This window comes from Glutamicibacter nicotianae (assembly GCF_016907615.1).
In the GTDB taxonomy this organism is placed as follows: Bacteria; Actinomycetota; Actinomycetes; order Actinomycetales; family Micrococcaceae; genus Glutamicibacter; species Glutamicibacter nicotianae.
This window is the reverse complement of the sequence record NZ_JAFBCH010000001.1, coordinates 1,265,941-1,278,451: the sequence shown is the minus strand read 5'-3', so window position 1 is coordinate 1,278,451 and position 12,511 is coordinate 1,265,941. Positions and strand designations below refer to the sequence as shown.

General features: G+C 62.1%; 13 protein-coding genes. 6 read left to right on the top strand and 7 right to left on the bottom strand.

Features of this window, described 5'->3' with window-relative positions:
* Window positions 1–117 precede the first annotated feature (117 nt).
* From JOE62_RS06265 to pdhA, 3 genes are read right to left on the bottom strand one after another with little or no spacing between them, the layout of a single operon-like run.
* Window positions 118–1,482, bottom strand: coding sequence for a dihydrolipoamide acetyltransferase family protein (locus JOE62_RS06265; protein ID WP_204721197.1), 1,365 nt, complete (start codon window positions 1,480–1,482; stop codon window positions 118–120).
* On the bottom strand, window positions 1,482–2,471 hold the full coding sequence (locus tag JOE62_RS06260) for an alpha-ketoacid dehydrogenase subunit beta (RefSeq protein ID WP_204723230.1): 990 nt from the start codon (window positions 2,469–2,471) through the stop codon (window positions 1,482–1,484). Before JOE62_RS06260 ends, JOE62_RS06265 begins: the two co-directional genes overlap by 1 nt.
* 14 nt (window positions 2,472–2,485) lie before the next feature.
* Window positions 2,486–3,601, bottom strand: a complete 1,116-nt coding sequence (pdhA, locus tag JOE62_RS06255; RefSeq protein WP_038989707.1) for a pyruvate dehydrogenase (acetyl-transferring) E1 component subunit alpha — start codon at window positions 3,599–3,601, stop codon at window positions 2,486–2,488.
* A 150-nt stretch (window positions 3,602–3,751) separates the two neighbouring features.
* On the opposite strand from pdhA, the gene JOE62_RS06250 reads away from it, so the two are divergent.
* Window positions 3,752–4,225 carry an Lrp/AsnC family transcriptional regulator gene (locus JOE62_RS06250; RefSeq protein ID WP_204721195.1) on the top strand — a complete coding sequence of 158 codons (474 nt, stop codon included), beginning with the start codon at window positions 3,752–3,754 and terminating at the stop codon, window positions 4,223–4,225.
* An 85-nt stretch (window positions 4,226–4,310) separates the two neighbouring features.
* Here JOE62_RS06250 and JOE62_RS06245 read toward each other — a convergent pair whose 3' ends face one another.
* Both JOE62_RS06245 and JOE62_RS06240 read right to left on the bottom strand, forming a co-directional pair.
* Window positions 4,311–5,936 (bottom strand): monocarboxylic acid transporter, encoded by a 1,626-nt coding sequence (locus JOE62_RS06245; protein ID WP_204721193.1) that lies wholly within the window; start codon window positions 5,934–5,936, stop codon window positions 4,311–4,313.
* Window positions 5,937–6,281 carry a DUF485 domain-containing protein gene (locus tag JOE62_RS06240; protein ID WP_204721191.1) on the bottom strand — a complete coding sequence of 115 codons (345 nt, stop codon included), beginning with the start codon at window positions 6,279–6,281 and terminating at the stop codon, window positions 5,937–5,939.
* Between the two features lie 197 nt (window positions 6,282–6,478).
* On the opposite strand from JOE62_RS06240, the gene JOE62_RS06235 reads away from it, so the two are divergent.
* Genes JOE62_RS06235 through JOE62_RS06220 form a run of 4 tightly spaced genes read left to right on the top strand, consistent with a single transcriptional unit; the run spans window position 6,479 to window position 10,299 of the window.
* Window positions 6,479–7,660 (top strand): sensor histidine kinase, encoded by a 1,182-nt coding sequence (locus JOE62_RS06235; protein ID WP_204721189.1) that lies wholly within the window; start codon window positions 6,479–6,481, stop codon window positions 7,658–7,660.
* Window positions 7,661–7,689: 29 nt separating this feature from the next.
* On the top strand, window positions 7,690–8,406 hold the full coding sequence (locus JOE62_RS06230) for a LytR/AlgR family response regulator transcription factor (protein ID WP_204721187.1): 717 nt from the start codon (window positions 7,690–7,692) through the stop codon (window positions 8,404–8,406).
* Window positions 8,407–8,423: 17 nt separating this feature from the next.
* On the top strand, window positions 8,424–8,831 hold the full coding sequence (locus tag JOE62_RS06225; protein ID WP_204721185.1) for a hypothetical protein: 408 nt from the start codon (window positions 8,424–8,426) through the stop codon (window positions 8,829–8,831).
* Window positions 8,824–10,299 (top strand): sodium/solute symporter, encoded by a 1,476-nt coding sequence (locus JOE62_RS06220; protein ID WP_420842173.1) that lies wholly within the window; start codon window positions 8,824–8,826, stop codon window positions 10,297–10,299. The genes JOE62_RS06225 and JOE62_RS06220 overlap by 8 nt, the downstream gene beginning before the upstream one ends.
* On the opposite strand, the gene JOE62_RS06215 is transcribed toward JOE62_RS06220, so the two are convergent.
* Complete coding sequence (locus JOE62_RS06215) at window positions 10,296–11,246, bottom strand: DMT family transporter (RefSeq protein WP_239543230.1); 951 nt, start codon at window positions 11,244–11,246, stop codon at window positions 10,296–10,298. The two genes, JOE62_RS06220 and JOE62_RS06215, sit on opposite strands and share 4 nt — an antisense overlap.
* 39 nt (window positions 11,247–11,285) lie before the next feature.
* Between JOE62_RS06215 and JOE62_RS06210 the strand changes: the two genes are divergently transcribed.
* Entirely contained in the window at window positions 11,286–11,789 is a 504-nt protein-coding gene (locus tag JOE62_RS06210) for a MarR family winged helix-turn-helix transcriptional regulator (RefSeq protein WP_204721181.1), read from the top strand.
* A gap of 103 nt (window positions 11,790–11,892) precedes the next feature.
* On the opposite strand, the gene JOE62_RS06205 is transcribed toward JOE62_RS06210, so the two are convergent.
* On the bottom strand, window positions 11,893–12,465 hold the full coding sequence (locus tag JOE62_RS06205; RefSeq protein ID WP_038989718.1) for a DivIVA domain-containing protein: 573 nt from the start codon (window positions 12,463–12,465) through the stop codon (window positions 11,893–11,895).
* Window positions 12,466–12,511: the final 46 nt, after the last annotated feature.

Here is a 12,511-nt window from a genome sequence, read left to right as displayed (position 1 = left end):
GAATGAGATTACATCAAACATTGCGAAACAACCAATGAATAGTCATGAAAGTAATGCTTGAAATCGGTTTATTCACCCGGCTGAATTTACTTCAGCCCGGTCATGATTTACTTTGAATCAAATAAAAATATTCATCATTCCGGGATCCTCCAGCACCGAGCCGACACCTGCGAGGAACTCGCTTGCTTCTTTGCCGTCGACCACCCTGTGATCGAAGGACAACGCCAGTGTCATGGTATGGCGAAGTGCAACTTGGTCTTGGTATTCCCAAGGCCTGCGCTTCACTTGGCCTAGTGCCAGAATTCCTGCCTGCCCCGGCGGCAGAATTGGGGTGCCGGCATCCACGCCGAAAACCCCCACGTTGGTGATGGAGAATGTGCCACCTGTCAATTGGGCTGGTGACAATGTTCCTTCGCGGCCTTGGAGAATGATCCCGCTGAGTTCGGCAGCCAATACTGGCAGCGTCTTAGCTTGGGCATTTTTCAGCACCGGAACCAGCAGACCACGATCACTTGCCACGGCCATGCCCAGATTCACTGACCCGAATTCAATGATTTCGTCAGCCTTTTCATCCCACGTCGAGTTCAGCGCGGGATAGGTCTTCAACAGTCTCGTCACCACGAGCGCTGCCAGCGTTGTGATATTGAGCTTCAGATCCTTAAGCAGTCGATGCGACCTCATGCGTTCCAGCAGCTCCATGGATTCGGTGACATCAATCGTGAGGAACTCCGTGGCATGCGGGGCGGTAAACGCCGACTGCACCATGGCCTTGGCCGTGGCCCTGCGAATCCCGGTGATCTTCACATGGCGATCCGCTCCTGGTGAAGACATGGATTCGCTGTCCATGGCCGCTGGCTTGATGGCACCGGCGGAGTCGATGGCCTGCTGGACATCCCGGCGCAGCACCAAGCCGTCCTCGCCGCTGCCGGCGAGCGCCGAAATATCGACCCCGTGATCGCGTGCCAGCTTGCGTACCGGCGGGGTGCACCTGGTCACCGCATGCTGTTCACGTTCATGGGTGCCCGGCCCGTCAGCCGGCTGGGATGCAACTGGTGCCGAAGCTGCTAGTGCAGGTGCTGGCACAGCTTCCGGGTTGCGCGAGCCGCGGGCTTTGCGCTTCGGACGGTTTCCGGTATCTGCCGGCGCACCGTAGCCAACCAGGGTGGGGGTGCGTTCGCCGGCCTTGCTTTGCTCCTGTTGCGCCGAATCAGCCGCTGCCGGCTGCTCGCCGGAACCGCCGGGCTCCTGGTCGAAAGTGACCAGCGGACCGCCGACCTGCACGGTTTCGCCTTCGGTGGCGTGCAGGGCCTGGACGAATCCCGCAAAGGGCGAGGGAAGTTCAACGACCGCCTTGGCGGTTTCGACCTCGGCAATGATCTGGTTGAGCGCAACATGCTCGCCAACCTTGATCTTCCAATTCAGCACCTCGGATTCGGTGAGCCCTTCGCCGAGGTCGGGGAGTTTGAAGGTGTGGGCGGTCATCACTTGGCAGCTCCTTCGGTTGCCTCGTGGTGGCGCATCACGGTATCGACCGCGTGCATCACTCGATCCAAGTCGGGCAGGTGGTGGCTTTCGAGCCGCGATGGCGGATACGGTATGTCGAATCCGGTGACGCGCAAGGGTGCGTGCTCCAGGTAGTCGAAGCAGCGCTCTGTGATTTCGGCGCAGATCTCCGCGCCGATGCCGCTGGTCCGGCTGGCCTCATGGACCACCACCAGCTTGCCGGTGCGCTTGACGGACTCGGCTACGGTGTCGATGTCCAGCGGATCCAGCGTGCGCAGGTCGATGACCTCCAGGCTGGTGCCTTCATCCTCCGCAGCTTTGGCCGCATCGACCAGAGTGTAGGTGGTCGGTCCGTAGCCGACCACGGTGACGTCCTCGCCAGGGCGAACGATCTTTGCCTTGGGCGATGCATCGGGTGCCGGGGCGAGAAGTTCCGCGGTGGTTTTCTCGTGGTAGCGGCGCTTCGGCTCGAAGAAGATCACCGGATCATCGCAAGCGATGGCCTGGCGCAGCATGGAGTAGGCGTCCTCGACGCTCGATGGCGCGAAGACCCGCAGGCCTGCGGTGTGGACGAAGTAGGCTTCGGGCGATTCGGAGTGGTGCTCCGGCGAGCCGATTCCTCCGCCATAGGGAATGCGGACGGTGACCGGCATCTTCACCCGTCCCCGCGAACGGTAGTGCAGCTTGGCCAGCTGGGACACCAGCTGGTCGAAGGCCGGGTAGGTGAAGCCGTCGAACTGGATCTCCACCACCGGGCGATAGCCTCGATAGGCCAGGCCGATGGCGCTGCCGACAATTCCGGACTCTGCCAGCGGGGTATCGACGACGCGGTGCTCGCCGAATTTGGATTTCAGCCCATCGGTGACCCGGAAGACTCCACCGAGGGTTCCGATGTCTTCGCCGAGCAGGATGACCTTCTCGTCCTGGTCCAGCGCATCGTGCAGCGACTTGTTCAGCGCCTTGAGCATGGTGGTTGCCACGGTTACTCTCCACCTTCAAAATCTGCCAAGTAGTCAAGGTAGTTCTTGGCTGCGCGTTCGGTTGGCTCATGCTTTTCTGCGTACACATTGGTGAACAGCTCTTCGGCCTTGGGGTCTTCCATGCTGGTGATCGCCGCGCGAAGCTTCGCGGCGAGGTCATCGGCGGCGTTCTGCGCGCGCTGCTCGTAGGACTGCACATCGGCACCCATCTCATGCAAGTACTTCACCAGGCGGTCGATGGGATCCTTGGCCTTCCACTCTTCGAGCTGCTCGCTCTTGCGGTAGCGGGTTGGATCATCGGCGGTGGTGTGCGAGCCCATGCGGTAGGTGACCGCTTCGATGAAAGCCGGGCCCAGGCCATGGCGGGCATGGTTCAGCGCGGCCTTGGTGGCAGCGTAGACGGCCAGGATGTCATTGCCATCCACCCGCCAGGTCTTCAGCCCGAAACCGTGGGCGCGGTCGGCAATCTGGGTGCGGCTTTGCAGGGCTACAGGTTCTGAGATTGCCCACTGGTTGTTCTGGCAGAAGAACAGCACCGGCGCCTGGTAGCTGGCGGCGAAGACCATGGCTTCGTTCACGTCGCCCTGGCTGGTGGCGCCATCGCCGAAGTAGGCTACGGAGACTTGCTTGCCACCATCGAATTTGATGCCCATTCCGTACCCGGCGGCGTGCAGGGCCTGCGAGCCGATGACAATCTGCTGGCAGGCGATATTGACTTCATTCGGATCCCAGCCGCTGGCCTGCGCTCCGCGCCACACGCTGAGCAGGTCCTCTGCCTTCACTCCCCTGGCCCAGGCGACACCATGCTCGCGGTAGGAGGGGAAGATGAAGTCGTCGTCATTGGTGGCCCGCACGGAGCCGATTTGCGCGGCCTCCTGGCCGAGCAACGGAGCCCACAGGCCCAGCTGGCCCTGGCGTTGCAAGGCGGTGGCTTCATTGTCCATGCGGCGCAGGACAACCATGTCGCGCAGGAAATCTGCAAGGTCCGCTTCCTTGAGGTCCTTGAGATAGTGGTCAAGTTCTTCGTCCGGGATTCGTTTCCCGTCGACGTTCAGCAGCTGATGCGTGGGTAGGCATCCGGCGGCTACGTCAATGTGCTGTGTGGACACGATCGGCATCCTTACTCTCACGTAGTCGGTTGCGGGTTTTGATTCTCAAACGCCGCTTAATGTGATGCTACTCACGCAAGGCAGGATGCACAATGGTGTTTTTAAAATTAGAGCAAAACGCACTGTTTGATTGCCGTTAGGGATGCTAACGTGCACATTATGCAACTTCTGGACACCACCGACCGGCGCATCCTGCTTGCGCTTTCCAGCGCTGCCAAGCGCACCGGCGCAGCCATTGCCATGGCCTTGAACCTCGGGCGCAATACAGTGCAGACGCGGATGACCCGCCTGGAAAACGAGGTGCTTGATTCCATCGACCGCCGCATCCCGCCCGAAGTCCTGGGCTACGGGCTGCTGTCCTTTGTCGAGCTGCACGTCGACCAGCGCTGCCTGGGCGACATTGCCGCCAAGCTTGAATCCATCCCCGAGGTGCTTGAGGCGCACGGCCTCACCGGCTCTGCCGACATCCTGGTGCGGGTCGCCGCCAAGGACGCCGAGGAACTGTTCCGGGTGCACGGCCAGCTGCTGCATATCGACGGGGTGAATCGCGCGGATTCGGCGCTGTCCATGGCCGAGCTCGTCCCCTACCGCACCACCGCCCTGCTCCAGCACTCGCTCTCCGGCAACGCATAGCGCTCCAGTGCAGCAAAAAAGTTCCGGGAACCAGCCTGCTGGCTGGTTCCCGGAACTCTGCTTTTGCGCTTGCCGCTATTCCCGGCTAGTGGTCGACAGCCTTTTCAGCACCGACACCGGTCAGCGAACGGACTTCCATTTCCGCCTGCTTGGTGATGTCCTCGACACCCTTATCGGTGACCGAGCCCAGCCAGCCCAGGAAGAAGGCCAGAGGAATCGAGACGATGCCCGGGTTGGCCAGCGGGAAGATCGCCATGTCGATGCTCGGGATCATCGAGGTTTCCGAACCGGAGAAGACCGGCGAAATGATGATCAGGAGCAGGGCCGAGCCGAGGCCGCCGTACATGGACCAGACTGCACCGCGGGTCTTGAAGCCCTTCCAGAACAGCGAGTACAGGATGGTCGGCAGGTTTGCCGAGGCCGCGACCGCGAAGGCCAGTGCCACAAGGAAGGCCACATTCTGGCCCTGGGCGCCGATGCCGCCGGCGATGGCGAAGACGCCGATCACCAGAACCGTGCGGCGAGCCACCTTCATTTCCATCTCCGGGGTGGACTTGTCCTTGGCGATCACCGAGGCGTACACATCGTGGGCGAAGGAAGCGGCTGCGGTGATGGTCAGACCGGCAACCACCGCCAGGATGGTTGCGAAGGCCACTGCGGAGATCAGGCCCAGCAGGACGGTGCCGCCCAGTTCGTAGGCCAGCAGCGGTGCCGCCGAGTTCACGCCACCGGGAGCCGCCTGGATCCGATCCGGGCCGATCAGCGCGCCGGCACCGAAGCCCAGCACCAGGGTGAACAGGTAGAAGGCGCCGATCAGCCAGATGGCCCAGACTACCGACTTGCGGGCTTCCTTGGCGGTAGGAACGGTGTAGAAGCGCATCAGCACGTGCGGCAGGCCTGCGGTGCCCAGCACCAGGGCCAGCGCCAGCGAGATGAAGTCCAGCTTGGAGGTTTCCGAAACGCCGTACTTCATGCCCGGGTTCAGGATTTCCGGGTTGCCAGCCACTTCAGCTGCCTTGCCCAGCAGTTCGGAGAAGTTGAAGCCGAACAGGGCCAGCGTCCACACGGTCATGATCAGCGCGCCGGCAATCAGCAGGCAGGCCTTGATGATCTGCACCCAGGTGGTGCCTTTCATGCCACCTACCAGCACGTAGAGGATCATCAGTGCGCCAACGATGACGATCACCAGAGACTGGCCGAACTTCTCGTCGATGCCCAGCAGCAGGGAGACCAGCGCACCTGCGCCAGCCATCTGCGCCAGCAGGTAGAAGACGCACACCGCGAGGGTGGAGATCGCCGCAGCGATGCGCACCGGGCGCTGCTTGAGGCGGAAGGACAGCACGTCGGCCATGGTGAACTTGCCGGTGTTGCGCAGCAGCTCTGCGACCAGCAGCAAGGCAACCAGCCAGGCGACCAGGAAGCCGATCGAGTAGAGGAAGCCGTCGTAGCCCTGGATGGCGATAGCGCCGACAATACCCAGGAAGGATGCCGCCGAGAGGTAGTCGCCGGCAATGGCGGTGCCGTTCTGCGTTCCGCTGAAGGAGCGGCCGCCGGCGTAGTAGTCGGCTGCGGTCTTGTTGTTCTTGGAGGCACGGAGCACGATCACCAAGGTGACGCCCACGAAGGCCAGGAAGATGGCGATATTGACCAGGGGGTTGCCGACCTGGGTCGACTCGCCTGCGGCCTGGGCCAGGATGCTGAGCTGGTTCATCTAGTTCACTCCCTCGCGCTCAAGGCGCTCACGGATCTTGGTTGCTTTCGGGTCGAGCTTCTTATTCGAGAAGCTGACGTAGGCAGCGGTGATCGCGAATGTCGACACGAACTGCAGCAACCCGAGAACAATACCCATGTTGATGTTGCCCAGGACCTTGATGGACATGAAGTCGTGGGCGTAGTCGGCTAGCAGCACATAGGCGAAATACCAGACGAGGAAGAAGATGGCCATCGGGAAGACGAAGCTGCGGTGGGTCTTGCGCAGTTCCTGGAATTCCTCGGATTGGCTCTCCTTGACGAAATCAACGCCGGCAGAGACGTCGTGTTCCGGGTTGGCACTCATGATGCCCTCCTTGAGCGAGTTGGTGATGTGACTGAGCGCACATCTCTTGTGTGACTAAGTTCACTATTGGGGATTATTCCTTTGGCGACTAGGGGGCCTGTGCCGCTCGTGGCTCAACGGACTGCTTTCTGCGCCCAACGGCGCACCTTGGCGCGCTGAACGGTCAACGGATTTCGCGGGGCTCTAAGATGGGGTACATGTCTCCAGCACTGCAAGTCACCCTGATCGTCGCCATCGTGCTGGTCGGAATCGCCCTTGTCGGCTACTTCGGTTTCAAGATCTCCCGCTCCACCCGGGAAATGGGCACCGACGTCGAAGAAGCCACCTACAAGACGCTGCACCACATGTCGGTTGCGGTCCCCCATTTGGAACGCGGCCTGACCGAGGACGGAGCGGCGAAAAGCGCCAAGGCGCTGCGCCGGCTGCTGAACTGCCAGGTGCTGCTGATCTCCGACACCACCCACGTGCTGGCCAGCGATGCCGGTGCCGATTTCACTGCGGTGCATGAAGAGACAGCAGCCAACGTTTCGAAAAGCGCGCTGGCGACCGGCAAGACCCAGGTAGAACGCTCTTCCGGCATGGACTTCGTTTCAGCACCCATCACCGTAGGAGATCTGAGTGTCGGGACGGTGACGGCGCTGTCGCGCAGGGCCGGCGCCAGCTTTGTGCGGGCCGTCTCCGAAGTGGCAGTCTTCGTTTCGGCGCAGGTCTCCACCGCGCAGCTGGATGAGTCCAAGGCCATGCTGCTCGAAGCGCAGATGCGGGCCTTGCGCGCCCAGATCTCCCCGCACTTCATCTACAACTCGCTGAATGCGATCGCCTCGTTCATCAACACTGATCCTGCCCGCGCCCGCGAGCTGGTCATCGAATTCGCGGACTTCACCCGCTACTCCTTCCGCCGCCGCGGCGAATTCACCACCCTGGCCGAAGAGCTGGAAGCCATCGACCGCTACCTGCTGCTCGAAAAGGCCCGCTTCGGCGAGCGCATCAAGGTCTCCCTGCAGATCGCCCCCGAGGTGCTGCCCACGCAAATTCCGTTCCTGGCCCTGCAGCCGCTGGTTGAAAATGCCGTGCGCCATGGCCTGGAAGCACGTCCAGATGGCGGAGTCATCTCCATTACCGCCACCGAGGACGGAATGCACGCGCTGATCAGCGTGGAAGATGATGGCATGGGCATGGATCCCGAGCAGCTGGCCAGCGTGCTGGCCGGCGACACCCCGAATATGCATGTGGGCCTGCGCAACGTGGACCTGCGCATGCGCCAGCTCTACGGCAATTCAAATGGTCTGGTCATCGAGACCGCGCCGGGGGCAGGAACACTGATCACCTTGCGCGTCCCGAAGTTCCGTCCACCCAGCGCCATTGCGTCCGATGTTTAGATAATCCCGATAAACGGTAGAATTTTCGCATGATTAACGTGGTGGTTGCCGATGATGAACTTCCAGCGGTAGAAGAGATCGCTTTTCTGCTCAGCCAGGATTCGCGCATCGGGAAAATTCACCGCGCCACCTCGGGTGCCGCGGCGCTGAAGGCGCTGGAGGAAAATGCGGTCGACGCACTGTTCCTGGATATCCACATGCCTGCGTTGTCAGGTCTGGATATCGCCCGCGTCATTTCCCGCTTCGCCAATCCCCCGCTCATCGTCTTTGTCACTGCCGATGAGGACCAGGCACTGCAGGCCTTCGAATTGGCCGCCATCGACTACGTGCTCAAGCCCATTCGCCCGCAGCGCCTGGCCGAATCCGTGCGCCGCATCTGCGAACTGGTGGAAGATACCCCTGCCAAGCCGGAAATGATCACGGTGGACCAGGGCGGCATCACCAAGCTGATTCCCCGCGCGGATATCGCCTATGTCCAGGCGCAGGGCGACTATGCACGATTGCACACCAAGGATTCGAGCTACCTCATCCGGGTTCCGCTCAACGATCTGGAGCAGCAGTGGGGCGAGTCCGGCTTCGTTCGGATCCACCGTTCCTACCTGGTGTGCATGGACAAGATCGAGACCGTGCGCCTGCAAACCGGCAAGGCCGCCGTGGTGGTCAACAGCACCGAGCTTCCCATTTCCCGTCGCGCATTGCCCTGCCTGCGTGAGCGCCTGGCCGCCAACCGCGTCCGCCCGCTGTAGGAAGCAGCTGACCTTCCGTGGAACAGATTCCCCAAGACAGCAGCCGGCAAGAGCCCCCAACGCCCGGACGATTCGCTGAACAGCGTCCGCAACGCGTGCGCGTGCAGGCTCCGCAAGACGCCTCCCTGAAGGTCTCCCCTGCGCGCCCCGAGCACACGGCAGAAGAATTCTATGTTCGCCAGCTGATCCGTTCTCAGCTGCGGCTGGCCTGCGCCGTGGCTGCGGGCCTGCTGGCGCTGCTGGTCGGCATCAGCGCGCTGCTCGTGTTCTGGCCGGTCTTCGAGGACATCCGCCTGCTCGGCCTGCCGCTGCCTTGGTGGGTTTTGGGCATCGGGATGTATCCGCTGATCATCGTGGCTGGAATGCTCTACAACAGGGCCGCCGAGCGCAATGAAGAACGGTATCGGAGCATCAGCCGTGGCTAGCATGCTGTCAGTTTCATCCTTGGTGCTGGTCTGCCTGACGACCATGCTGATTGCCTTCCATGGCTTGCGCCTGTCCCGTACTACGTCCGACTTCTACGTCGCTTCGCGCACCGTGCGCCCGTGGTGGAACGCCTCGGCGATTGGCGGCGAGTACCTTTCGGCGGCGTCGTTCCTGGGTGTTGCCGGGCTGATTGTGCTCTCGGGGCAATCGGGGTTGTGGTTCCCCATCGGCTACACCGCAGGCTACTTGATGCTGCTGCTGTTCGTTGCAGCTCCCCTGCGGCGTTCCCGGGCCTACACCATTCCGGACTTTGCGCAGATCCGCTTTGAAGGCTCCCCGATGCTGCGCAAGCTCACCACTTATCTGGTGGTGGTGATCTGCTGGCTGTATATCGTTCCGCAGATGCACGGAGCAGCCCTGACCCTCGCCATTGCCACCGGATTCCCCAGTTGGGTCGGTCCGGTCATTGTCGCGGCGGTGGTCTGCGTGACGGTGCTGTCCGGCGGGATGCGTTCGGTGACCTTCGTCCAGGCATTCCAATACTGGTTCAAGCTGGCTGCCCTGGTCATCCCCACGATCTTCTTGCTGGGGCGCGCCATCCCCGAGCATTCGTCCTCCGGCCATGCGCAGGCCCTGTACGCGCAGCTGGAGTCCGCGAATTCGATGAATCTCTACGAGACGGTCTCCATCATCTTGGCGCTGCTCTTCGGCACCCTAGGCTTGCCGCATGTGCTGGTGCGCTTCTACACGAACCCGACGGGCCAGGCAGCGCGTACCACCACGGTGATTGTGCTGTGCTTGCTCTCGGCCTTCTACCTGTTGCCCACGACGTTGGGTGTCCTGGGCTTGCTGTACACCCCGGAGCTCGGGGCCACCAATGAAACAGATGCCACCATCCTGTTGCTGCCCTCACGCCTTTTCGAAGGATTCCTGGGCGACGCGCTGACCGCAATCGTGGTCGGCGGCGCCTTCGCCGCATTCCTGTCCACCACCTCCGGGTTGGTGGTATCCCTCGCTGGCGCGCTGTCGCAGGAATTCTTTTCCGGCACCGTGCGCGGGTTCAGGATCTCGACCGTTCTGGCTACCGCACTGCCGGTCTTGATTGCGGTGGTGACGAATTCCTTGGCCTTGGCCGGTGCCATTGGCAACGTCTTCGCTTTCACTGCATCGACGATCTGCCCGCTGCTGCTGCTGGGCATCTGGTGGCGTTCGCTGACCGCGCGAGGTGCGATTGCCGGTCTGCTGGCCGGCGGCATTTCCTGCGGGCTGTCCTTGATGATCGGCACCTTCCTGCCCCAGGAAGACGAGATCTGGATCCATCTGCTGCGCCAGCCCGCGGCGTGGAGCGTTCCGCTGGCCTTCCTGGTGATGATCTTCGTTTCGCGCAGCACCAAACGCAGCGTGCCAGCCAACGTTGAACGCGTCATGGCCCTGCTCCATGTCCCGGACTGGCGGGCGAAGTTCTAGCAGCTCTTCACCGCTTGCCCGGCAGGCGCGTCGCGGCTCGGCAACTGTGGTACGGGAAGCAGCCTGCGCCGGGAGCCGTTGGCCAGCCCCAGCAGGACTCCGCCGAGCACCAAGCCCATCCCCAAAATGCTTTGAAGCCCAAGGCTTTCGGCTGCCAGCAGGGTTCCGAGCAGGACGCCGGTGACTGGATTGAGCAGGCCGATAAGGCCCACGGACGATGCTGGCAGTTGGCGCAGCCCGGTGAACCAGGCGAGGTATGCGGCCGCGGTAGCGACGAGGCTGACATATCCGAAGCCCGCCGCCGCCTGGATACCAAGCTGAGGCGGCGCTCCATGCACGAGCAGCGCGCAGGGCACCAGGACTGCCCCTCCGGCCACCAGCTGCCAGGCCGTGACCCGGATAATCGGCAGCCCTTGCGACCACCGCTTGGTCAAGATGAATCCGGCACTTGAGCAGAGCATCGCGACCAAGGACGAGATGATGCCCCGGATATCGATGCCGCCCTGCGCATCGAAGACCATGACGGCCACGCCGATGAATCCCATGAGCGCTCCGATCATCGGCCAGCGTGCAGGTCGCTCGCCGAGCATGAGCCAGGCGAACAGCATGAGCGCACCGGCGGAACTCGCCATGGTCGTCGCAGCGACACCCGATGGCAGCAGTTGCGCCACCACGTAGACCAGAGCGAAGAAGGCGCCGATGTTCAGGATGCCCAGGACCGCGGATTTCCACCACCAGCTGCCGTGTGGCAGTTTCCTGGATATCGCCAGCAACACCAAGCCTGCGGGCAACGCGCGGATCGCCGCACCCCAGAGCGCCGAGTCTTCCGGAAGGAATTCCCTGGTGACGTAGTAGTTGGACCCCCACGCGATCGGGGCAATCGCGGTCAGCGCAACCCATCCCAATGTCCGCAGCCGGTTTCCGGCAGAAGCTAAAGTATCTTCCATGGAAGATACTTTAGCTTCCTTGGAAGATATAATAAAGGGATGCAGCACAATGACCATGTCTCGCGCATCCAGCAGCAGTGGGCCGAACAGCGTCCGGATCTCGACACCGCTCCGCAGGGAATTATCGGACGGCTTCACCGGCTGGCCAATTACCTCACTGAAGAGCTCTGTGCGGTGTATGCAGAACACGGGCTGACCGAAGCCGAATTCGATGTGCTGGCAACCTTGCGGCGGGCAGGCGAACCGTTCTCCCTGACTCCCGGCGAACTTGCCTTGCAGACGATGGTGACCACCGGAGCCATGACCAAGCGGCTGGACAAGCTCGTAGGCAATGGCTGGGTCACCCGGACCCAGTCCGGTGAAGACCGTCGAGGACGCCTGATCTCCTTGACTGCCAACGGCAAAGAGAAAATCGACGAAGCCTTTGCCGCCCACATGCGCAACGAAAAGCGCCTCGTGGAACAGCTCTCCCCCGCCGACCGTCCGGTGCTGGAGAACATGCTGCGCGACTGGTTGGCCCACCACGAACAGCCAGGCCTCTAAGCTGTCCGGTTCTTCCCTCTATGAATGCAAAAAGCCGCGGACGGCAACGGGAGAGAATTTCCCGCCGCCGACCGCGGCATGGCTTTGGAGCCGGTGGCGGCGACTAGTCGATCGAAGCCATCAGCTCGACTACACGGTCGAGGAACGCATCGACCTGCGACTCCTCGTAGCCATCGGTGCCCTGCGCAGAACGGAATTCCACCCGGCGCACGGTGTCAACGGCCATCGGCACGTCGTTCTCGAAGTAGTCGATGAGCTGATCGCACAGGCGATCGACGTCCTCGATGTTGTAGCTCGACGCGTTGGAACGCGAAGGACGGCGGAAACGCTCGCCCTTGGCACGGTGCAAGCGGCCACGCAGGATCGCGGCCAGGCGGCCAACCTGCTGCAGCCAAACCTCTTCGCCCTGATGGGCAATTAAGTCATCGCGCTCGCGCTTGGCAAAGACATCTTCCAAGCGGTCCAGCGCGCCATCGACTTCGCGGGCCTGGTACCCGCCCTTCTGCGGTGCAAAAGTGGTGCGGCGAATCAGGTGGCTGGTGACCACACTGTCGTCGTTTCCTCCACCGTTGAAGGTGGCACGGGCACGGCTCAGGAACGCATCAACTTGCTTTGCGTTGTAGCCGAATTCCGAGTCCGGTACGCGGGAAAACGGAGCATCTTGCTGCTGCGACACGACAGTTCCTTTTTCTCTAGGGAGATATCCGTTGGGCACCGCACTC

Coding starts and splice junctions, on each gene's coding strand:
- JOE62_RS06265 (WP_204721197.1), bottom strand. CDS start 1,482: ATGACCGCCCACACCTTCAAACTCCCCGACCTCGGCGAAGGGCTCACC.
- JOE62_RS06260 (WP_204723230.1), bottom strand. CDS start 2,471: ATGCTCAAGGCGCTGAACAAGTCGCTGCACGATGCGCTGGACCAGGAC.
- pdhA (WP_038989707.1), bottom strand. CDS start 3,601: ATGCCGATCGTGTCCACACAGCACATTGACGTAGCCGCCGGATGCCTA.
- JOE62_RS06250 (WP_204721195.1), top strand. CDS start 3,752: ATGCAACTTCTGGACACCACCGACCGGCGCATCCTGCTTGCGCTTTCC.
- JOE62_RS06245 (WP_204721193.1), bottom strand. CDS start 5,936: ATGAACCAGCTCAGCATCCTGGCCCAGGCCGCAGGCGAGTCGACCCAG.
- JOE62_RS06240 (WP_204721191.1), bottom strand. CDS start 6,281: ATGAGTGCCAACCCGGAACACGACGTCTCTGCCGGCGTTGATTTCGTC.
- JOE62_RS06235 (WP_204721189.1), top strand. CDS start 6,479: ATGTCTCCAGCACTGCAAGTCACCCTGATCGTCGCCATCGTGCTGGTC.
- JOE62_RS06230 (WP_204721187.1), top strand. CDS start 7,690: ATGATTAACGTGGTGGTTGCCGATGATGAACTTCCAGCGGTAGAAGAG.
- JOE62_RS06215 (WP_239543230.1), bottom strand. CDS start 11,246: ATGGAAGATACTTTAGCTTCTGCCGGAAACCGGCTGCGGACATTGGGA.
- JOE62_RS06210 (WP_204721181.1), top strand. CDS start 11,286: ATGCAGCACAATGACCATGTCTCGCGCATCCAGCAGCAGTGGGCCGAA.